The organism is Enterobacter sp. LM3 (assembly GCF_046622475.1).
GTDB classification, from domain to species: domain Bacteria; phylum Pseudomonadota; class Gammaproteobacteria; order Enterobacterales; family Enterobacteriaceae; genus Enterobacter; species Enterobacter cloacae_P.
The window spans coordinates 49337-68976 of record NZ_JBJURN010000014.1 but is presented as its reverse complement, the minus strand read 5'-3'; the positions used below and the strand labels follow the sequence as shown (position 1 = coordinate 68976).

The 19640-nt window shown below is 53.9% G+C and carries 18 protein-coding genes and 3 pseudogenes; 6 read left to right on the top strand and 15 right to left on the bottom strand.

Going from position 1 to position 19640, the window contains the following annotated elements; all coding sequences use genetic code 11:
• The first annotated feature begins 139 nt into the window (after positions 1-139).
• From fieF to ACJ9N4_RS15205, 4 genes and pseudogenes are all read left to right on the top strand, one after another.
• The gene (gene fieF / locus ACJ9N4_RS15220) at positions 140-1033 is read left to right on the top strand and encodes a CDF family cation-efflux transporter FieF (protein WP_182273256.1); all 894 of its coding nucleotides are present in this window, start codon (positions 140-142) and stop codon (positions 1031-1033) included.
• A 174-nt stretch (positions 1034-1207) separates the two neighbouring features.
• Positions 1208-2170 carry a 6-phosphofructokinase gene (gene pfkA, locus ACJ9N4_RS15215; RefSeq protein WP_182273257.1) on the top strand — a complete coding sequence of 321 codons (963 nt, stop codon included), beginning with the start codon at positions 1208-1210 and terminating at the stop codon, positions 2168-2170.
• Positions 2171-2304: 134 nt separating this feature from the next.
• Positions 2305-3294, top strand: coding sequence for a sulfate ABC transporter substrate-binding protein (locus tag ACJ9N4_RS15210; protein WP_182273258.1), 990 nt, complete (start codon positions 2305-2307; stop codon positions 3292-3294).
• A 111-nt stretch (positions 3295-3405) separates the two neighbouring features.
• Positions 3406-3537: pseudogene (locus tag ACJ9N4_RS15205) on the top strand (CDP-diacylglycerol diphosphatase); the annotation flags it as partial.
• A 15-nt stretch (positions 3538-3552) separates the two neighbouring features.
• On the opposite strand, the gene ACJ9N4_RS15200 reads toward ACJ9N4_RS15205, so the two are convergent.
• Positions 3553-6540, bottom strand: a complete 2988-nt coding sequence (locus ACJ9N4_RS15200) for a Tn3 family transposase (protein WP_049246514.1) — start codon at positions 6538-6540, stop codon at positions 3553-3555.
• Positions 6541-6707: 167 nt separating this feature from the next.
• Here ACJ9N4_RS15200 and ACJ9N4_RS15195 point away from each other — a divergent pair, with 167 nt between their 5' ends.
• Positions 6708-7349 carry a recombinase family protein gene (locus tag ACJ9N4_RS15195; RefSeq protein WP_057064890.1) on the top strand — a complete coding sequence of 214 codons (642 nt, stop codon included), beginning with the start codon at positions 6708-6710 and terminating at the stop codon, positions 7347-7349.
• A 263-nt stretch (positions 7350-7612) separates the two neighbouring features.
• Here the strand turns inward: ACJ9N4_RS15195 and ACJ9N4_RS15190 are convergent, their stop codons facing one another.
• Entirely contained in the window at positions 7613-9271 is a 1659-nt protein-coding gene (locus ACJ9N4_RS15190; RefSeq protein WP_025760366.1) for an FAD-dependent oxidoreductase, read from the bottom strand.
• Between the two features lie 161 nt (positions 9272-9432).
• On the opposite strand from ACJ9N4_RS15190, the gene ACJ9N4_RS15185 reads away from it, so the two are divergent.
• Entirely contained in the window at positions 9433-9783 is a 351-nt protein-coding gene (locus ACJ9N4_RS15185; protein ID WP_000928911.1) for an ArsR/SmtB family transcription factor, read from the top strand.
• 304 nt (positions 9784-10087) lie between these two features.
• Here the strand turns inward: ACJ9N4_RS15185 and ACJ9N4_RS15180 are convergent, their stop codons facing one another.
• The 13 genes and pseudogenes from ACJ9N4_RS15180 to ACJ9N4_RS15120 all read right to left on the bottom strand — a co-directional run bounded on the left by ACJ9N4_RS15180 (position 10088) and on the right by ACJ9N4_RS15120 (position 19400).
• A complete protein-coding gene (locus ACJ9N4_RS15180; protein WP_000043177.1) occupies positions 10088-10564 on the bottom strand; it encodes a Dps family protein in 477 nt (158 codons plus the stop codon).
• Between the two features lie 114 nt (positions 10565-10678).
• Positions 10679-11029: a PaaI family thioesterase gene (locus tag ACJ9N4_RS15175; RefSeq protein WP_023135766.1), complete on the bottom strand. Its 351-nt coding sequence runs from the start codon at positions 11027-11029 to the stop codon at positions 10679-10681.
• A gap of 247 nt (positions 11030-11276) precedes the next feature.
• Complete coding sequence (locus ACJ9N4_RS15170) at positions 11277-11738, bottom strand: NifB/NifX family molybdenum-iron cluster-binding protein (protein WP_000626969.1); 462 nt, start codon at positions 11736-11738, stop codon at positions 11277-11279.
• On the bottom strand, positions 11713-12033 hold the full coding sequence (locus tag ACJ9N4_RS15165) for a DUF134 domain-containing protein (protein WP_001137910.1): 321 nt from the start codon (positions 12031-12033) through the stop codon (positions 11713-11715). Before ACJ9N4_RS15165 ends, ACJ9N4_RS15170 begins: the two co-directional genes overlap by 26 nt.
• Before the next feature lie 215 nt (positions 12034-12248).
• On the bottom strand, positions 12249-12485 hold the full coding sequence (locus tag ACJ9N4_RS15160; RefSeq protein ID WP_176392666.1) for a Tn3 family transposase: 237 nt from the start codon (positions 12483-12485) through the stop codon (positions 12249-12251).
• Positions 12459-13469: pseudogene (locus tag ACJ9N4_RS15155) on the bottom strand (DUF4158 domain-containing protein); the annotation flags it as partial. The pseudogene ACJ9N4_RS15155 and the gene ACJ9N4_RS15160, both read right to left, overlap by 27 nt.
• A 2-nt stretch (positions 13470-13471) precedes the next feature.
• Positions 13472-13747 (bottom strand): annotated as a pseudogene (locus ACJ9N4_RS15150) (helix-turn-helix domain-containing protein); the annotation flags it as partial.
• Between the two features lie 6 nt (positions 13748-13753).
• Positions 13754-15241: an efflux transporter outer membrane subunit gene (locus ACJ9N4_RS15145; protein WP_011784757.1), complete on the bottom strand. Its 1488-nt coding sequence runs from the start codon at positions 15239-15241 to the stop codon at positions 13754-13756.
• The gene (locus ACJ9N4_RS15140; RefSeq protein WP_050074829.1) at positions 15228-15701 is read right to left on the bottom strand and encodes a cytochrome c; all 474 of its coding nucleotides are present in this window, start codon (positions 15699-15701) and stop codon (positions 15228-15230) included. Before ACJ9N4_RS15140 ends, ACJ9N4_RS15145 begins: the two co-directional genes overlap by 14 nt.
• 28 nt (positions 15702-15729) lie before the next feature.
• Positions 15730-16440 carry an ABC transporter ATP-binding protein gene (locus tag ACJ9N4_RS15135; protein WP_004393997.1) on the bottom strand — a complete coding sequence of 237 codons (711 nt, stop codon included), beginning with the start codon at positions 16438-16440 and terminating at the stop codon, positions 15730-15732.
• A gap of 1 nt (position 16441) precedes the next feature.
• Entirely contained in the window at positions 16442-17647 is a 1206-nt protein-coding gene (locus tag ACJ9N4_RS15130) for an ABC transporter permease (protein ID WP_022652303.1), read from the bottom strand.
• The gene (locus ACJ9N4_RS15125; RefSeq protein WP_016236501.1) at positions 17644-18795 is read right to left on the bottom strand and encodes an efflux RND transporter periplasmic adaptor subunit; all 1152 of its coding nucleotides are present in this window, start codon (positions 18793-18795) and stop codon (positions 17644-17646) included. The genes ACJ9N4_RS15130 and ACJ9N4_RS15125 overlap by 4 nt, the downstream gene beginning before the upstream one ends.
• Positions 18792-19400 (bottom strand): TetR/AcrR family transcriptional regulator, encoded by a 609-nt coding sequence (locus tag ACJ9N4_RS15120; RefSeq protein WP_004393990.1) that lies wholly within the window; start codon positions 19398-19400, stop codon positions 18792-18794. The genes ACJ9N4_RS15125 and ACJ9N4_RS15120 overlap by 4 nt, the downstream gene beginning before the upstream one ends.
• Positions 19401-19640: the final 240 nt, after the last annotated feature.

The following is a 19640-nucleotide window of genomic DNA, read 5'->3' as shown; positions in this document are numbered from 1 at the left end:
CCTTGCCATAGACACCATCCCTGTCTTCCCCCACATGATGTGGGGGTTTTTTTTGCCCTTCAAACTTGTTAACCGTTTATTCATCCGTTGACTCCTCAAGCTTCCGTTATACTAGCGGCATGACATGACAGGAGTTTTTATGAATCAATCCTATGGACGGCTGGTAAGCCGGGCAGCAATTGCGGCGACCGTCATGGCTTCCTGCCTGCTGCTGATTAAAATCTTTGCCTGGTGGTATACCGGTTCGGTCAGTATTCTGGCAGCACTGGTGGACTCGCTGATGGATATCGCCGCCTCGCTGACGAACCTGCTGGTGGTGCGCTACTCGCTACAACCGGCAGATGAAGAGCACACGTTCGGGCATGGGAAGGCTGAATCGCTGGCCGCCCTGGCGCAGAGTATGTTTATCTCCGGTTCGGCGCTATTCCTGTTTTTGACCGGTATTCAGCACCTGGTTTCACCGTCGCCGATGAACGATCCTGGCGTGGGCGTGGTGGTGACAGTTGTTGCACTTATATGCACACTGGTTCTTGTTACGTTCCAGCGTTGGGTGGTACGTAAAACGCAAAGCCAGGCTGTAAGGGCGGATATGCTTCATTATCAGTCTGATGTTATGATGAATGGCGCTATTCTTATTGCGCTCGGTCTTGCCTGGTATGGATGGCATCGCGCCGATGCATTATTCGCATTAGGGATTGGGATCTATATTTTATATAGTGCCTTACGGATGGGTTATGAGGCGGTACAGTCGCTTCTCGACCGTGCGCTTCCCGATGCTGAGCGACAAGAAATCATTGAAATCGTGACGAGCTGGCCTGGCGTCAGTGGAGCGCACGATCTCCGTACGCGGCAGTCAGGGCCGACCCGCTTTATTCAGATTCATATTGAAATGGAAGACAACCTGCCGCTGGTTCAGGCTCACGTCATAGCTGAACAGGTAGAGCAGGCGATTTTGCAGCGTTTTCCTGGTTCAGACGTCATCATTCACCAGGATCCCTGCTCGGTTGTACCCGGGTACGTTGGGCTTTCGTAATTCGTTGTAAAAAAGTGAGCCAGGCCAGCATTTTGTGTATAAATTACCGCCATTTGGTCTGACCTGAATCAATTCAGCTGGAAGTGATTGATATACTATTTGCAGTATTCGTTGGTCGAACAGTTTCTTCCGGCAAAAGATTTCAATTTTGCATTCCTAAGTTCAGAGGTAGTCATGATTAAGAAAATCGGTGTGTTGACAAGCGGCGGTGATGCGCCGGGCATGAACGCGGCAATTCGTGGGGTTGTCCGTTCAGCGCTGACGGAAGGTCTGGAAGTTTTTGGTATCTATGACGGTTATCTGGGTCTGTATGAAGATCGCATGGTGCAGCTCGACCGTTACAGCGTGTCGGACATGATTAACCGTGGCGGTACCTTCCTCGGCTCTGCACGCTTCCCGGAATTCCGCGATGAACACGTCCGTGAAGTGGCTATCGAGAACATGAAAAAACGTGGCCTGGACGCCCTGGTGGTTATCGGTGGTGACGGCTCCTATATGGGTGCAAAACGTCTGACTGAGATGGGCTTCCCGTGCATCGGTCTGCCAGGCACTATCGACAACGACATCAAAGGTACTGACTACACCATCGGTTATTTCACCGCGCTGGGTACCGTCGTTGAAGCGATTGACCGCCTGCGTGACACCTCTTCTTCCCACCAGCGTATCTCCATCGTGGAAGTGATGGGCCGCTACTGTGGTGACCTGACGCTGGCTGCGGCTATCGCTGGTGGCTGTGAGTTTGTGGTGGTACCGGAAGTGGAATTCAGCCGCGAAGACCTGGTTAACGAAATCAAAGCCGGTATCGCGAAAGGTAAGAAACACGCTATCGTGGCAATCACTGAGCATATCTGTGATGTTGACGAGCTGGCGAAGTACATCGAAACCGAAACCAAACGCGAAACCCGTGCCACCGTACTGGGTCACATCCAGCGTGGCGGTTCTCCAGGCCCATATGACCGTATTCTGGCGTCCCGCATGGGTGCGTACGCTATCGAACTGCTGCTGCAGGGTTACGGCGGCCGTTGCGTGGGTATTCAGAACGAAAAACTGGTTCACCATGACATCATTGACGCTATTGAAAACATGAAGCGTCCGTTCAAAGGTGACTGGTTAGACTGCGCGAAAAAACTGTACTGATCCTTCTGGCCCTCTTCTCTCTGAAGAGGGCCATTATTCCTCTATGTTATAGCCAATCTTTTTTTATTCTTTAATCATTGGTTAGCTTTCTGGCACGCTGCATTCATCCAAATACTGCACAAGAGAGCTGGGCGATGAATAAATGGGGCGTGGGTTTAACATTATTGCTGGCATCGACCAGCCTTCTGGCTAAGGATATCCAGTTACTGAACGTGTCGTACGACCCGACGCGTGAACTTTATGAGCAGTACAACAAAGCCTTCGCGGCACACTGGAAGCAAGAAACCGGTGATAACGTCGTGATTCGCCAGTCACACGGCGGTTCTGGTAAGCAGGCGACTTCGGTTATCAACGGTATTGAGGCCGACGTGGTCACGCTGGCGCTGGCCTACGACGTGGACGCGATTGCCGGGCGTGGCCGTATTGATAAAAACTGGATCAAACGTCTGCCGGACAACTCCGCACCCTATACCTCGACCATCGTTTTCCTGGTGCGTAAAGGCAACCCGAAACAAATTCATGACTGGAACGACCTGATTAAGCCGGGCGTGTCTGTCATCACCCCGAACCCGAAAAGCTCTGGCGGTGCACGCTGGAACTACCTGGCGGCCTGGGGTTACGCCCTGCACCACAATAATGGTGACCAGGCGAAGGCTCAGGAGTTCGTGAAAGCGCTGTATAAAAACGTCGAAGTACTGGATTCTGGCGCGCGTGGCGCAACCAATACCTTCGTTGAACGCGGTATTGGTGATGTGCTGATTGCCTGGGAAAACGAAGCCCTGCTGGCGACTCATGCGCTGGGCAAAGACAAATTCGAAATCGTCACCCCGAGTGAATCGATTCTCGCCGAGCCGACCGTCTCCGTGGTCGACAAAGTGGTTGAGAAGAAAGACACCAAAGTGGTGGCTGAAGCGTACCTGAAGTATCTCTACTCGCCAGAAGGCCAGGACATTGCGGCGAAGAACTTCTATCGCCCACGCGATCCGGCGGTTGCGAAGAAATACGAAAACGCATTCCCGAAACTGAAACTCTTCACGATTGATGAGACGTTTGGTGGCTGGACAAAAGCGCAGAAAGAACACTTCTCCAACGGCGGAACTTTCGACCAGATCAGCCAGCGCTAGGTGTTTTGCAAAGAACGACACGGTGACCCGGTGTGAGAAATCCGCCGGGTTTTTTATTTGGTCATCATTTTGCGTTACTCTTCCACTTCAAATGGATACGGGGAACGCGTTGTGAAAAAAATAATTGTACTGGTTCTGGTTGCCATCGCACTTGCCGTGGGTGGCTGGTTCTGGATGACATCGGGTAACCCGAACGCGTTGCGGCATATCGTTCTTGACCAGTGTTTGCCTAATCGGGGTCAGTTTGGATATCGAAAATTATTGTACGTTAAGGTTGTTTTTTGACCTTTCTACTTTAGCTGGCCTCAGCCGACGAAACTTACCGGAAGCGGGTATCCGGTTGCTTTTCCAGATATAATCTCCTGTCAGATTGATGTGCTCCCAGCCTAAGGGCGACAAATGCGACAGCAGTTGCTCGTTGATCTTCACCCCTTTACGCTTCAGCGCATCGACCGCTCTTTCCATATAGACGGTATTCCACAGGGATATGGCAGCTGTCAGGAGCGTCAGTCCACTGGCGCGATAGCTCTGATTTTCCGGTTTTCGGTCCCTGATTTCACCCAGCCGGTGCAGGAATACCGCACGCGCCAGCGCGTTACGGGCTTCTCCTTTATTCAGTCCCGCCTGTACACGCCGACGCAGTGCCGGATCGCGGAACCAGTCGAGCATAAACAGAGTTCGTTCAATACGGCCAATTTCTCTCAATGCTTTGGCAAGTCCGTTTTGCTTGGGGTAGCTGGCAAGCTTTTTCAGCATCAGGGATGCAGTCACGGTTCCCTGCTTTATCGAGGTTGCCAGACGCAGCACTTCACGCCAGTGAATTTCGATCTCTTTCAGATTCAGGCTGGTCGTTGATATCAGTGACTGAAGCGCCGGGTATTGGTCTGCTTTCCCTTTGATAAACAGTTTCTTGTCGTGGAGATCCCTGATTCGTGGACAGAACGCAAATCCCAGCAGATGCATCAGGGCAAAGACATGATCGGTGAAACCCGCAGTATCGGTGTAATGCTCCCTGATTTCCAGGTCGCTTTCGTGGTACAGCAAGCCATCGAGAACATGGGTTGAATCCCTGACCCGGCTGATTATGCAGGTGTAAAACGGGCTGTATTGATCCGATATATGGGTATAAAACTGACGTCCAGGCTCCTGCCCATATTTCGGGTTAACCTGCCCTGCGTAGCGGCCTGAGCTGCCTGTTCTGAAATTTTGTCCGTCTGATGATGACGTTGTCCCGTCTCCCCAGAATGCCGCCAGAGACCTTTTTCCCTGCGCATTTACCAGCTCTGCAAGAGCGGCTGAATAAGTTTCATCACGGATGTACCATGCCTGAATATCTTCGAGTGATGATTTGGTGCTCCCGGGGCAGGCTTCTGCCATTTTGGTCAGGCCAAGGTTGATGCCATCCGCAAGAATGGTGGTGAGGAGCAGTCGGGTATCGGGACGGGTAATGTCATTTTTTATATGCGAAAAATGTCGGGTAAACGTCGTCCAGCTGTTTACCTCATCGAGAATTTCCGTGATTTTAGGTCGCGGTAGCATGCTGTAAACCAGCTCTGCCAGCGGTGAAACCTGCGCCGGAACGCAGTTATCCAGCGGAGAGACTTTTACGCCCCTGTCGGATATTTCCACATCGGGCAGTTCACCAAGGGCAGCCATGGCATTGACCTCTTCAAGTCTGGACTGAAGCAGAGTCATACGGCTGGTAATGTACTCATGATAATCAGCAGATACGGGCAGTGGCAGCGCCGGTGTGAGTTTGTCAAAGTCCTTTTCGGGTATGAGGTAATCATCAAAATTTTTGTAGCGCCGCGAGCCTTTAACCCAGATATCCCCGGAGCGCAACGCTCCCTTAAGCTCGCTGAGCGCACAAAATTCATAGTACTGCCGGTCAATACCCGCAGGTGTAATCACCACCTTGCGCCAGCTTTCAGGGACAAAATCAAGCGGCGCTGCCGCCGGAACTTTACGTGACTGCTTCCGGTACATCTCCTTGATCACAACCAGTGCATCAGCCAGAGGTTGCGCTGCCGGGGTTGCGACTAACTGTAAAGCAGACAACATGCGCGGGGCATATTTCCGTAATGTGCTGTATTTCTCAGTAATAATATGCAGCGGGTCAAAATTATTTTTTCTGGCGAGATGGCGTGTTTCCTCCAGACTGGCGACAAATTCAGGCCATGGGAGTATGTTTTCTATTGCGAGCCAGGGATTGCCACCGGAATCACGGGCATCAGACAGCGCCTGACCGACATCGATGTACTGCCTCAGTTTGGACTGGATCAGCTTTCCGGTCTGCTGAAGGCGCTCAGCCTGTGTTCTTTTGGCTTTGCTGAAAAGGCTGTTCAGCATTCGCTCATGCAGCTCAATCACTTCGTCTGTCAGTGTGGCTCTGGCTTCTTCCAGCACGCAGACCAGGATCGCATGACGGCGGGCTGCTGAAAATCGGGTCAAATCCCGGCTACTCATCTTTCGGCCTTCCCGCGCCAGTTTCAGCAACCGGTTCTGGTGTATGGCACGATCTATACCTTCAGGTAATGCCAGCGATTCAATGCTACTGAGCCGATCAAGATGTTGCAGCACGTTCTTACCATTGATTTTACCCGGCGGTTGCAGAAGCCATGTCAGCCTGGAAGGTTGATTATCTGAGGACTCAAGTAAACGATCCAGGGCATCCCTGTGAGCCGGAGTTAACGGGGCATTCAGGGTCTGAAATACGATTTTATCGCCGCCTGCCATGGCCTCAGCACAGGTACGCTCCACGACATCAATCGCGGGGATGATCACGTTGTTCTGCCGGAGCCAGACCAGCAGTTCTTCGGCCAGGAGAATACCTTTATCGGTGCGCGTCGCCATCGACAACAGGTGTGTAATACAGTCCTGCTGTATTTTGCCAGTGAACGCCTTTACGCCAAGATAGCGGTACAGTTCGGTTAAATGCTCACGCCGGGTTGTATCCCGGCCGGAAAGGTAAGCAGACCAGAGATCCCCGGTAAGCTTTAGCCTGCTGGCGATATGCTTCAGCAACGCATCAGAGGGTGGGATTTTTTTATCCGGGGCAAAGCCAACATTTTTCAGATAGCAAAGAAGGACGGCAAAACCAAAACGGCTGGCGGGTTTACGGTGAGCACTGATAATCGCCAGATCATGCTCACTGAAATAGGCCATTCGGGTCAGCGTTAACTCATCGTCCGGTAATGCCAGTAATGATTCTCTTTCCGACAGAGAAAGAATCTGCCTCCTTGCCATATAGTTTCCCTCATAAATTATTTGATGCGGAATTTTTAACAAAAATGGTTATCGCATAAGGGTACACCCTGACGGTATAACCAAAACGTGACATCACACGATTTATGCCATAACCTATATGCGATAGATTAAATGCAATAACTTAAATGCGATATTATGGCGGAAAAATGTTCATCAGAGCTTATTTAAGGGCATCGACGGAAGATCAGTTCGCTGACCGGGCAAAAGAGATGCTGGAGCAGTTCGTTCAGCAGCGGGGACATAAAATCGCCAGCTACTACCGGGAGAATATCAGCGGCACAAAACTTGATCGCCCTGAGCTGGGGCGCTTACTGATGGACAGTCACCACAATGATATCTTGCTGGTCGAACAGATAGACCGTCTGACCCGTCTGAGCAACAGCGACTGGATGACGCTGAAAAAGCAAATTGAGCAACACGAGTTGCGGATTGTCAGTCTGGATGTCCCCACGTCATGGCAGGCTCTGTCAGATAAAGACCCTTCACAGGTTGACCCGATAACCCGCGCTGTCATTACGGCTATCAACAATATGTTGATCGACCTGATGGCCGCAATGTCACATAAGGACTGGCTGAGCCGCCGACAGCGGCAAAAACAGGGGATTGAACGGGCTCATACACTAGGTAAATACCAAGGTAAGCAAGCTGATCGGGAGCGTCACCAGAAAGTACTGTATTATCGGCAGGTTAAGAAATTGAGTATTCGTGAAACCGCAGATGCAACAGGTTACAGTGCTTCGCAGGTATGTCGGATACAAGCGCTGTATAAAAATAATGAATTTTCCTGAAAGGCTGGAATAACGGTGTTTATTGCGATCATTGCATAGGCGTCATAGTTAGGGCTTGTTAATGACTAGCAGCCTGGAAGTACGCTGTGTGCCACATCCAAAAATAGTCATTCACACCCTGAATCACTTTAAAGTGATTCAGGGTATGCGCTTATAGCTGCCATTCAAGGCGTTAATAATTTTTGTAGATTTTCTATTCCATATAATATGTTTTCAACGAATCTGGAGAAATGAAGTGCCATGTGTGTATGGCACTTCATCTCTTATTTACTCATTGACTCCGTTACCGTCTGCCAGGTTATGAAACCACCACTCAGATTATATGTCCGGAAGCCGTGAGCCTGCAGAATACGGTATGCCACATGCCCGCGCAGGCCACTCTGACATCCTATAAAAATTTCTTTATCTTTAGGCAATTTTCCAAGGTTTTCCCGCAGGGAATCAAGAGGGATGGATAGCGCGTCAGGATATTCACCAAATTGTTTCAGTTCGGCAGGAGAGCGAATATCAAGTAAACAATAACTGCCCGGTTCCCGTTGTAACACATCGCTGACATGACATATGACCGTATCTCCTTTCATTACATTTGTCGCCACCATACCAGCCTGGTTAACGACGTCCCTTGCACTGTTAAAAGGTGGAGCATAAGTCAGCTCAAGATGTTCGAGATCGTTGACGGTAAGCCCCGCGCGCTGTGCGACAGACAGGACATCGATGCGTTTATCAACCCCTTTTTTCCCTGATGCCTGAGCCCCGAGAATTTTACCGGTATCGGGGCTGAACAGCAGTTTCAGACTGATCATCGTTGCCCCCGGGTAGTAACCGGCATGATCAGCGGCATGGACGTAAACCTTCTCGTATCGGGTGCCATGAACTTTCAGCTGCTTTTCATTCGCACCGACGCTGCCAATACTCAGCGAAAATACCTTACAAATGGATGTCCCCTGACTGCCATGGTAAAGGCTGTGACGATCTAGCATGTTATCAGCAGCAATGCGTCCCTGGCGGTTGGCGGGCCCTGCCAGAGGAAAATTAGCGGGTTCCTGAAAGACAAAGTCTGGGGTTTCAACGGCATCCCCCACGGCGTAGATGTCAGGGATACTGGTCTGCATACAGGCATTGACGCTTATGCCTCCCCGTTTACCCACTGCGAGCCCGGCTCCTGTGGCAAGGCTGTTCTCAGGTTTTACCCCGATGGCGAGAATAACCATGTCGGTCTGCAGAAACCCACCCTCAGACAGTGCAACGCGGAATCCCGTCTCTGTCCGCAGTACCTCGGTGAGCGCCGTTCTGAGACGCAGATCCACGCCATGACTCCGGATTTCCTGATGCAGGGCAGATGCCATTTCAGGATCAACCGGAGCCATAACCTGTTCCCCCATCTCCAGCAGGGTCACACTGATCCCCCGTTCGCTCAGAGCCTCCATCACTTCAAGTCCGATAAATCCCCCCCCGACAAGCGTGGTGTGAGCTACGTGATGTTGCTCAATCCACCCCAGGATAGCATCCATGTCAGTAAGATTTCGCAGCGTAAAGACACCCTCTTCCTGTAGCCCGGGCAAAGGAGGGACAACCGGAGCGGCGCCGGTACTGAGGAGCAGACGATCCCATTCTTCGCTATAGACCTCCCCTGAGGTCAGATTTTTAACCGTCACCGTTTTATTAACCGGATCCACTGACGTCACTTCATGACAGATACGGACGTCTATGTTAAAGCGGGATTTAAAATCCTCCGGGGTTTTCAGAATCAGTGACTGCCTTAAAGGAATTTTTCCGCCTATATGATAAGGTAATCCACAGTTGGCGAAAGAGACATCGCTTCCCCGTTCAAACACAACAATACTGACATCCTCTGATAACCGACGAGCTCTGGCTGCAGCGGATGCCCCGCCGGCAACACCACCAACAATCACTATTTTCATTACATCCTCTCTGTTCACCCGGGGCAAAAATGCCTGCCAGATATAATCGTTTCCCCGGGCCGGCAGGACGCTGCAGACCTGACGAACACGATGGCAAAATTACGATACCGTCAGTATACTAAATTATATTATATAAAAACACATAGTATGAGAAATCAGCAATGCTCATGAATGAAGACACAAAACGTCAGACAGATATGAAGAATGCGGCCCTGAGGGCAGCAGATGTCTTACGGGGACTGGCCAACAGCGACCGGTTGCTGTTGATGTGTCAGTTAAGCCTGGGGGAAGCGAATGTGGCCGGGCTGGAAGCGGCGGTCGGTATCACTCAGCCGACCCTGTCCCAGCAGCTGGGTGTAATGCGCCGCCTGAAGCTGGTCGAGACCCGACGGGCAGGTAAAATGGTATATTACCGTATTGAGGATAACCGTATCATGACGTTGTTAAATACCTTATATGATCTCTACTGCCCGCAGGCAGGCACCGGTAAAGGAAGCCATAACAACGAATAATATGATCCTGCTTTCCCCGTGAACCGTTTTATCCGTGCATCATTAACCCTGTTCAGGCTGTGAAATGCCAGACCGGAACCTGCGATACCTTAACGGGAAAACAACAGTGGTCCGGATATACCAGCCGATGATGCCCGTCACGGACTGTATTTCTCGTTCACGCATTCACTGATTAACCCACTGATTCAATGGTGTTTAATACTGTGACGGTCAGAAAAAACAGCCACAGGAACACGGATGATTCTGCACTGTCAGTAATAGCCTGTGGCTGACAAACCGTTTTTTCTGCTGCCACGTGGTGACATTATTCAAGCAGGCTACGCAACATCCAGGCAGTTTTCTCATGTAACTGGATACGTTGTGTAAGCAGATCTGCTGTGGCTTCATCATTCGCATTATTAACGAGCGGGAACAGGGAGCGTGCAGTTTTAACCACGGTCTCCTGGCCCTGGACAAGATTTTCAATCATGTTTTTTGCTGCCGGAATATCCTTATCTTCATTAACCGCTGTTAAACGTGAAAATTCATGATATGTGCCGGGCGCGAAGCATCCGAGCGAGCGTATACGTTCAGCGATATCATCAACGGCAGTGGCCAGCTCATTGTATTGATTTTCAAACATTAAATGTAAGCTGTTAAACATGGGGCCAGTTACATTCCAGTGATAGTAATGTGTTTTTATATACAGGGTATAGGTGTCAGCAAGAAGCCGGGACAGGCCGTCTGCAATCTCCACCCGGGATGATTCAGCAATACCAATATCAATGATTTGTTTACTCATAACTACCTCTTACACGGTTTCAGTGGAATATACGATATGCGATTATTCTTTCCGGTCTGAGCAAAACACGCCTCAAATTTTTATAATAACCAGGTACACCTGTCGTCTGTCACACTAGCGATGCGCCAGAGCAATATCCTGCGACGGAACAATGAATTTCGCCGTGGCACGTGCCACTGTCTGCTGTCCTTTTGTCAGCCATGCTTCAAGCAGGTAAATCCCCCTGCGTTGCCCAAGCAGTCTGGCACATACCATCAGTTTGTCTCCGGTACAAACGGGTGAAATGAATCTTACCGTCAGTTCAGCCGTCAGGGCTTGCACACCCTGCATGAACAAACAATGAGTCATTGCTGCATCCAGCAGGGTACTCGTCATTCCGCCATGTAAAAGACCCGTATACCCCTGATGCCTGTGATTGGCCGTGTAGTCCGCACATACAGAGCCATCCGGGTGCTCTGAAAACATTAAGTTCACCGTATCAGGGTTGTTGTCGCGGGAACTACAGACCATACAACAGGTATGGGCCTTTCTGGCATCAAGATAACAATTCATCTGTTTCTGCTCAGCGTCCGGTTGTACTGACGGGAGGCATCCGGAATTCAGTCAGCTGAGGGGCTCCCCCGGCATCATTACTGCCTCCTCCACACATTCCGGCTCCTGGTTTATACACAATACGGGTCTGATAAAAATCACCGCCCGTGATGAAATAAACTCATGAATGGCAACAGCGCCCGTTTCCGTGATGATGCTGACGCCCACCCTGGCACGCATTTTCTGCTGTGTTCCCGTCAGAGTGACAGCATTTTTTCCCTTTCGCCTCATGATGAAAGGACTGGCGTCCCTGCTCCGGCTTATTCAGTTCAGTCAGAACACGGGTATCCGGATCACACAGTTCAGTGAACAAACGACGACCACAGTCAGTCTGGTACACCGCGATCTGATGCCCCAGTAATTTACCCAGCATCCGTTCCCCGATGTTACGGACCACAACGCGGCTGACTTGCTGTTGAACCAGCAGGTCAACCAGCTTCCGTTTACCTGAACAATCTGCGCCCAGCGCGGGATTTTCTGTCCGGCTGAGCTCCACACCGCGCTCATCCACCAGGACAAGGTGACTCGCTTTGGTAAAATGATTTGCTACCCGGTCGTCATTCACTGGAATGGCTGTGATCATCTTGTGTAACTCCTTCCCTTTCAGAGTGCATTATTAAGGCCTTGCCCTGAGTGAGACAGTCCACAACCTTAAAACGGGCTGCTTTCAGGACATTGGCCAGTGTCTGCCTTGAAACCCCCATTGCAACAGCCGCTTCCTGCTGTTGCATGCCCAGTAAATCGACCAGCCGTAACGCTTCAAACTCATCTTCTTTTAAATGAACATGTTCAAGCTGGCTCATCGGTCGCGCATTGGGCTTAAAACAGGTATCCGCAGGACGGCCACAGATGTTACGGGGAATTCTGGGTCTTGGCATGAAGGCTCCTTATTGGCATATGCTATATATACATTCATAAACTGGCATATGCAATATACTCTGCTCACCGGTGGAGAATTTTTTGCTTTACCCTGGAGTCTGTAAGTGGGCAGCAGGTCATGAGAGATGAAGAGAAAGAAAACAGATACTGTATGAGACTCAATTTAAAGTGCTGCCATAAGGGGGTCGTCTCAGAAAACGGAAAATAAAGCACGCTAAGCCGGTGGCAGCGGTCGCAATGGCCTGAACTTCCCCGCACCGACCTTGGCACTGCTGCGCCATAGGTAATCGCCGGTCAGGTTGATATGCTCCCACCCCAGCGGGGACAGATATTGCAGCAACGTGTCGTCCAGCGCCTCGCCCTTATTCAGCCCCGCATGGACGCGGCGGCGCAGCTCCACGCTTTGCAGCCAATCCAGAATGAACAGCGTGCGCTCGATGCGCCCATACATCCGCACCTTGTCGTTGATCGCCTTGCCGGAAGCCTGGAACTGCTGTTGATGCTTGTTCTTGGCCGCATTGAACAGCTTGCCGATGATACGGTCGTGAAGGTCGATGATTTCATCAGTGACGGTGGCCATGCCCTCGATGGCCAGTGCTACCAAGGTGGCGTAACGCCGCTGCGACTCGAACTTGACCAGGTCGGCGGGCGTCATCTGGCCGCCTTCGCGGGCGATCTTGAGCAAGCGGTTTTGGTGTACCTGCCGTTCGATGCCAGCAGGTAGGTCAAGCGCCTGCCAGGCTTTGAGGCGTTCGATGTGTTCAAGCATGTGGCGCGAGTTTGGCTTGGCGGGCGATTGGCGCAGCCACGCTAGCCACGTCATTTTGCTACCATCCTTGCGCTTGAGCAGTTCGTCCAGGCACTGGCGATGGACAGGTATCAAGGAATCGGCCAATGCCGCATGGATGCTTCGGTTGGCACGGGTAATGGCCTCGGCGCTTGCGCGCTCGATGGCATTCATGGCGGGTAGGATGATGCTCTGCCGCCGCAGGTTTTCAACAAGGGTGCTGGCCAGCACAATGCCTTTGTCTGTTTGCAAGGCCAGTTCGGTCAATGTATGCACGGCTTGCCGGTAATGACTCATGGTGAAGGGCTTGAATCCAAACACCGTTTGCAGCTCGACCAAGTGCTCCCGCCGTGTCTGCTCGCGCTGGCCGTAATGGTTCCAGCTTTCCACCGGCACCTTGAGTTGTGCGGCCACCATGCGCAGCAGGGGCAGAAATGGAGGATCATCGACGCCCAAGAAGATGCCAGGGAATCGCAAGTAGCAAAGCTGCACGGCGAAGCCCAATCGATTCGCGGCGCCGCGACGCTGACGGATCACCGACAGGTCGGTTTCGTTGAACGTGTAGTGCCGTATCAGTTCGTCTTTGGCATCTGGCAGTGTCAGCAGACTTTCGCGCTCGGTGGCGGACAGGATTGAGCGGCGTGGCATGGTCAGTCTTCCCGCAGGTACTGGTACAAGGTTTCGCGGCTGATGCCGAAGTCACGGGCCACCAAGGTTTTCTGGTCGCCTGCCGCAACTCGCCGTTTCAACTCGGCAATTTGTTCGCTGTTCAGCGATTTCTTTCGTCCCCGGTAGGCCCCGCGCTGCTTAGCCAGCACGATTCCCTCGCGCTGACGTTCGCGGATCAGAGCGCGCTCGAACTCAGCAAAGGCTCCCATGACCGACAGCATCAGATTGGCCATCGGTGAGTCCTCGCCGGTGAACGTATAGTCTTAACTGACACCACCTCCCAGGGCCTGATATAAAGCAACACTATCGACTAGGCGTTGTGCCTGGACCGCAACCATATTGATCCGGATTGACTGTGCCTGTTGCTGCGCGATGAGCAGTTGCAGGTAGCTGGCCGCGCCCAGCCGGTATTGCCGCTCGACCGACTGCAAGGAGGCCTGTGCAGCCATATCAGCGGCAGCGAGGGCAGTCAAAGTTTGTGCATCGCTTTCCACCGCGCGCAGGGTGTCGGCGACGTTACGCAAAGACTCCAATACGACGCTCTGGTAATTGGCTACGGCGGCATCAAAAGCGGCGAGCGCCGCTCTTTTTTCAGCGGGTAGCCCTGGATTAAAAAGAGGCTGGGTGAGCTGCGCAACCAGGCCCCACACTGCCGAACCACCACCGAACAGGGCACCGGTGGTCAGCGCCTGAGAACCAAGGTTGGCGCTCAGGTTGATCTGTGGGTAGAGCTTGGCGACAGCCACACCATAGTCTGCATTGGCCGCATGCAACAGCGCCTCTGACGCCTGGATATCCGGTCGGCGGCGCACCAGTTCTGAGGGCACGACGAGCGGCATCTCGACGGGTAGAGTGAAATCGGCCAGAGTGAAGGCCGGGATGCCACCCGTGCCTGGGGCACGACCGGCTAGCACCGCCAGTAGATGTTCGGTTTGTTGCAGTTGTTTACGCAGCGCAGGCAGTTCTGCCCGCGTTTGCTCCGCCTGAGCTTGTAGGCTCAACGCTTCATCAGGTGAGGCCTGACCGATACGCACGCGTTCATGGGCTAGGCGCAGTTGCTCATCCTGCACGCGCAAAATGGCAGTAGTGGCTTCTAGTTGCGCGGCGAGGCGTGCTCGGGTTATGGCAGCGGTTGCCATGTTGCCGGCAAGGGCCAGGCGCGCAGCATTCAGTTCGAAGCGACGGTAGTCGGCGCGAGCAGCCAAGGCTTCGAGTGCGCGCCGGTTGCCGCCAGCCAGATCGAGGTTGTAATGCACGCCAACGCTGGCGTTGTAGAGGCTGAATTGACGTGCGTCTCCGCTCAACCCTTGGCTACTGGGACTCATTTGCTGGCGCTGAGATCCCAGTGCGACATCTACCTGTGGATATTGCGTCGAGCCCGCCTGTGCGGCAAGAAGCTCCTGCGCCTGTCGCAAATTGGCGCTGATGCTCGCCAGCGTCGGGCTGACATGGAAAGCTTCGTTTATCAGTCCGTCGAGTGCGGATGAACCCAAGCTTTGCCACCATTGCGTTTCGATCGGAAGCCCTTCGACTAGACGTTGTGTTTCGCCGAACTGCGTGGGAGCGGACACGGTTCTATCAGCTACCGGTGTTGCAGTGTAGCGAGCCACATCGGGTGCGGTGGGACGCTGAAAATCAGGGCCGGCGGCGCAGCCGGCCAGACCGGCGGTGACCAGACCAGCTACCAGGTAAGTTGCCGCAAGCCGTCTTTCGAGGCTGATGGGGCGCTGGCATGTTTTAGCGTGCTCCATAAAAATGCTCCACGAAAGGTTTACGGAAAGCTTGGTGGCAGCCCAAGCAGCTTTCCTGCACGTGGGCGAATGATTGGATCACCGCCTTGCCGTCGCTGCTCACAGCAGCCAGCTTCATGGCCAGCGCCGCCTCGTGAGTCTGCGCGTCAAAGTTTCTGAACTTGGTCGCATCAGCGCCGAGGTAAGCAAGGATGCGCATTTTTTCAGTAAGCGGTGGCTCGGGGTGTGCAGCAACTTTTGGGGCGAGCTGAACGACCTGAACCCATTCCTCCTGCGAAATCGCACCGGTAATAGCCTGCATGTTGCGCCCGAGTTCCTGCATGATCTTGCGTAGCGCCAGTGGCTCAACCTGGGTAGCGTCACCAGCCCAAGCTGGCAACTGGAAACCCCATAAAAGCAGGCAGGCCGTAACGGTCAGGGTGATAGTTCCAAACGCGTGGCTGTGTTTGCGGTGGGTCATGAAATTCTCCTGTAATTCAATCGTTCTCTCATTCGAACTCCCGCCCTTCGCCAGCTTCCTCATGGGTCACGCCGTCGCGGATGTGGTAGATGCGCTTGAATGTGGGGATGATCTTTTCGTCATGGGTGACGACGATGATGGCGGTCTCGAACTTCCGGGCCATGTCGTTGAGGATGCGGATTACAGCCATGGCGCGCTCGGAATCCAGCGGCGCAGTGGGTTCATCGGCCAGGATCACCGGCGGACGATTGACCAGTCCGCGCGCGATGGCGACCCGTTGCTGCTCGCCACCGGAGAGTTGCGAGGGCATTGCGCGAGCTCGGTGTTGCACATCAAGCGCTGTGAGCAATTCCAGTGCCTTCGCGCGCGACTCTCCATTCGCGACGCCTGCAAGCATCGGCAGCAGCGCCACGTTGTCGGTGACATCGAGAAACGGAATCAGGTACGGCGCCTGGAAAACGAAACCGATCTTGTCACGCCGTAAGGCGCGCAGGTCGCGGACTTTCCAGCCATCGGCGTAGATCACTTCATCGCCCAGCGTCATGCGACCGGCGGTCGGTTCGATCACCGCACCCAGACACTTGAGCAGCGTGCTCTTGCCGGACCCGGAAGGGCCGATCAGTCCCACCACTTCACCAGGCGCAACATGCATATTCACGTCTCTCAAGGCAAAGACAGCGGTGTCACCATCGCCATACCGCTTGCTTAAACTTTCGATGTGTATCCCTTTGCCACTCATCTCAACCTCCAATGGCTTCGGCCGGATCGACCTTGAGTGCTATGCGAATGGCGACGAGGCTAGCTAGAACGCAGATCACGAGCACGGCAAAAAAACCGGCGACAGAATCCATTGGCGTGAGCAGGACATATTTTGGAAAAGCCGGTGCTGAAAAGGTGGCTGTGATCTTGCCGACCACGAAGCCAATCACGCCCAGGGCGAGCGCCTGCTGCATGATCATCGCGGCGATGGTTCGGTTGCGTGTGCCGATGAGCTTCAACACCGCGATCTCACGGATTTTGTCCATCGTCAGCGAATAGATGATGAAGGCAACGATGGCCGCGCTAACGATGGCCAGAATCACAAGGAACATGCCGATCTGCTTGGCCGAGGTGGCGATCAGCTTGCCGACGAGGATGTCTTCCATCTGTGCCCGGGTGTAGACCGTCAAACGCTTCCAGCGCTGGATGGATTCGGCAACCTCGTCCGGCGCATGACCAGGTTTCAGAGTGACCAGCACGGCATTGACGAACGCGTTGCTGCTCTGTGAAGCAATCACGGCATCCAGCAAACCTGGATCACCGGGTCGATTGAAGACCGGGTTGGCTTCGGTGCGACGCCGGCTTTGCCAGATGGCATCGTTGTCCTTGAGGAACTGGGCCTCCTGGGCATCTTTGAGCGGAATGAATACCATCGGGTCGCCGCTGGACGACACCATGCGCCGTGTCAGCCCCACGACGGTGTAATGATTGCGGCGAATGGCAAGACGATCTCCCAGTTTGAAGCCGGTGGCGATGTCGGCCACAGCCTCGTAGTGACCGCGCGTGATCTGGCGTCCAGCGACGAGATAAGGAGGCCATCCGGGTGTAGCCCCCAACGCACCGGGCGCGATGCCGACCACCATGGTGCGTACATCACTCTCGCCCTTGCGTACCTGCATGGTCAGGTAGGTCGCGTTCGCTGCCTGTGAGACTCCCGGCATGGCGAGAATGGCGCGATACACGTCATCGTTGAGGCTGGACGACTCCGCATAAGGACCCAGAGTATCCTTTTGCACCACCCAAAGGTCAGCGCCACTGTTGTCGAGCAACGCCTTGCCGTCGTCCACCATGCCTCGGTACACCCCAGCCATGACTAGGGTGACGCCGATCAGCAGACCCAGACCGATGCCGGTGAAGACGAATTTCCCCCAGGCATGGAGAATGTCGCGGCCGGCCAGGCTGATCATCGTGAAACTCCCGGGATATGCTCGACCACATGGATGCGGCTGCGCGCCGTCAGTGCCTTTTCGCTATAGGTCACAACCTGGTCCCCATTCTTGAGCCCTTCGCGCACCTGCACGTAACCATTGAGGTCGGAAGTGCCGAGCTTGACCGGGGAGAAATGCAGATCACCATCCACGATTTGCCAGACACCAACTTTATCGCCTTCACGCTGGACGGCAGCGTTGGGGATCAGTGGAGCGGCCGGGAGCGCCGGCAAGTCAACCGTGACTTCGGCCAGTTCACCCACTGGTGGCAAAGGTTCTGGTTTGTTATCGAATGTCACCTTGGCAAGCGTTTCCTCGGTTACCGCGTCGGCCTTGGGTTCCACCCGCAGCACGCGACCTTTCAAGGTCTGGCCACCACGCGAACGCAGGACGATATGAGCCGGCAGCCCCCCAGCCAGCCCCGATGCGCTGATCTGGTCGAAGCGCACATTGATCCACAAACTCTTGGGGTCGATCACTTCCACCACGGCCTGGCCCGCGACGATGGTCGTGCCGGGATCGGCATCGCGCACGGCGACTACACCGTCGACCGGCGCGATCAGGCGCAGATTGCTCCGCTGCGCGACGAGTGCTTCGCGGTCGGAGCGTGCCCGGGCAATATCTTCCCGAGCGGCGGATAGGGCGGCATCGGCGATCTGCAGTTCCTGCCGCTTGGTGGTGACGATTTCCTCGCTGGTCGAGCGCACCGCAAACAATTGCTCATAGCGGCGCGCCTGGGTTTGCGCGTAGGCTTGCCGGGCTTCTGCCTCGCGCAAAGCCGCTTCCGCCCGCTTGAATACAGACTCCTGTGAGCGCACCCGATCATCAAGGTCGACCGGCTCCATCTCGCCGAGCACCTGTCCGGCCTTGACCTGGTCGCCTACATGCACCTCCAGGCGTTTGACGCGCCCGGCAAACGTCGGCCCGATCTTGTAGGTGTAGCGCGCCTCCACCGTGCCGATGCCGAACAGCGCCGGTGTGATAGCCCGTGATTCCACGCTTGCCACCGTCACAGCGACCGGGGCGAGCGGCCCTGATCGCAGACCGACATAAATAAAAAGCACCAGCAAAGGAATGATGACGGCAAGCAGTGCCAGGGTGCGGCCTTGCAAGGGTAACTTTTTCATTGCGCACTCCTTATGCCACGCCGATAAATTGCAAAGACGCGCGGCGCATCGCGGTGCATACGTCCCACATCACCCGCCAACAGCGATTGCATGACCAAGCCCTGGATCGTGCCAATGAACAGCGTTGCCGCCGCCTCGTTGTCAAGCGAGGGAGACAACTCGCCGCTGGCCTTGCCTTTCTCGATGAGACGATGCAAACGTTCGCCGTAGCGCTGAATCAAGGTTTGCACCATGCGCTTGGCCGGTGTCGATTCGGCACGCTGAAGCTCACCAAACATCATTCTTGGCACGCCTGGGTGCTCAGCTACGAATTCGATATGACTCATGAACATCGCCTCCATGGCTGCCAAGGGCGACTCGATTCCTTGTGCGGATCGATCGATTCTGGCTAATAGGCGCTCTGCTACCCACTCCATGACCGCCTGCCAAATGGCTTCCTTGTTCGGGAAGTGCCGAAACAGCGCACCCTGGGTCAAGTTCATGTGTTTAGCGATAGCCGCAGTGGTTATCTCGCTTGGGTTTTGTGAACCGGCAAGCGCCACGACGGACTCGACAGTTACGGCACGACGTTCATCGGCCGGCAGATGCTTTGGATGGGTGTCCACGAGCACTCCTTGTAAGATAGTAATTAATTACTATCTTACCACAAGAGGCAACTCAAACAAGAGAAAACCCGACGTACTCGTCAATATCTAGAGTCTGCAATGGGCTTAACGTGCTTTATTTTCCGTTTTCTGAGACGTCCCCTAGCTGGCTTATCAGGCAGATTCCGGACCGCTTTTTTGACGTTTTATCCGGAACCGAATGCGCGGAAATTGATGGTATTGCGCATGACGGTTTACTGC

Bases quoted from the DNA above. Each gene is read 5' to 3' on its own strand.
- fieF (WP_182273256.1), top strand. From the start codon at position 140: ATGAATCAATCCTATGGACGGCTGGTAAGCCGGGCAGCAATTGCGGCG.
- ACJ9N4_RS15175 (WP_023135766.1), bottom strand. From the start codon at position 11,029: ATGTTTTCAGAGCACCCGGATGGCTCTGTATGTGCGGACTACACGGCC.
- ACJ9N4_RS15130 (WP_022652303.1), bottom strand. From the start codon at position 17,647: ATGATCAGCCTGGCCGGCCGCGACATTCTCCATGCCTGGGGGAAATTC.
- ACJ9N4_RS15170 (WP_000626969.1), bottom strand. From the start codon at position 11,738: ATGATCACAGCCATTCCAGTGAATGACGACCGGGTAGCAAATCATTTT.
- ACJ9N4_RS15145 (WP_011784757.1), bottom strand. From the start codon at position 15,241: ATGGAGCACGCTAAAACATGCCAGCGCCCCATCAGCCTCGAAAGACGG.
- ACJ9N4_RS15125 (WP_016236501.1), bottom strand. From the start codon at position 18,795: ATGAAAAAGTTACCCTTGCAAGGCCGCACCCTGGCACTGCTTGCCGTC.
- ACJ9N4_RS15190 (WP_025760366.1), bottom strand. From the start codon at position 9,271: ATGAAAATAGTGATTGTTGGTGGTGTTGCCGGCGGGGCATCCGCTGCA.
- ACJ9N4_RS15210 (WP_182273258.1), top strand. From the start codon at position 2,305: ATGAATAAATGGGGCGTGGGTTTAACATTATTGCTGGCATCGACCAGC.
- ACJ9N4_RS15200 (WP_049246514.1), bottom strand. From the start codon at position 6,540: ATGGCAAGGAGGCAGATTCTTTCTCTGTCGGAAAGAGAATCATTACTG.
- ACJ9N4_RS15185 (WP_000928911.1), top strand. From the start codon at position 9,433: ATGCTCATGAATGAAGACACAAAACGTCAGACAGATATGAAGAATGCG.
- ACJ9N4_RS15135 (WP_004393997.1), bottom strand. From the start codon at position 16,440: ATGAGTGGCAAAGGGATACACATCGAAAGTTTAAGCAAGCGGTATGGC.
- pfkA (WP_182273257.1), top strand. From the start codon at position 1,208: ATGATTAAGAAAATCGGTGTGTTGACAAGCGGCGGTGATGCGCCGGGC.
- ACJ9N4_RS15160 (WP_176392666.1), bottom strand. From the start codon at position 12,485: ATGTATGGGCGCATCGAGCGCACGCTGTTCATTCTGGATTGGCTGCAA.
- ACJ9N4_RS15195 (WP_057064890.1), top strand. From the start codon at position 6,708: ATGTTCATCAGAGCTTATTTAAGGGCATCGACGGAAGATCAGTTCGCT.
- ACJ9N4_RS15140 (WP_050074829.1), bottom strand. From the start codon at position 15,701: ATGACCCACCGCAAACACAGCCACGCGTTTGGAACTATCACCCTGACC.
- ACJ9N4_RS15165 (WP_001137910.1), bottom strand. From the start codon at position 12,033: ATGCCAAGACCCAGAATTCCCCGTAACATCTGTGGCCGTCCTGCGGAT.
- ACJ9N4_RS15180 (WP_000043177.1), bottom strand. From the start codon at position 10,564: ATGAGTAAACAAATCATTGATATTGGTATTGCTGAATCATCCCGGGTG.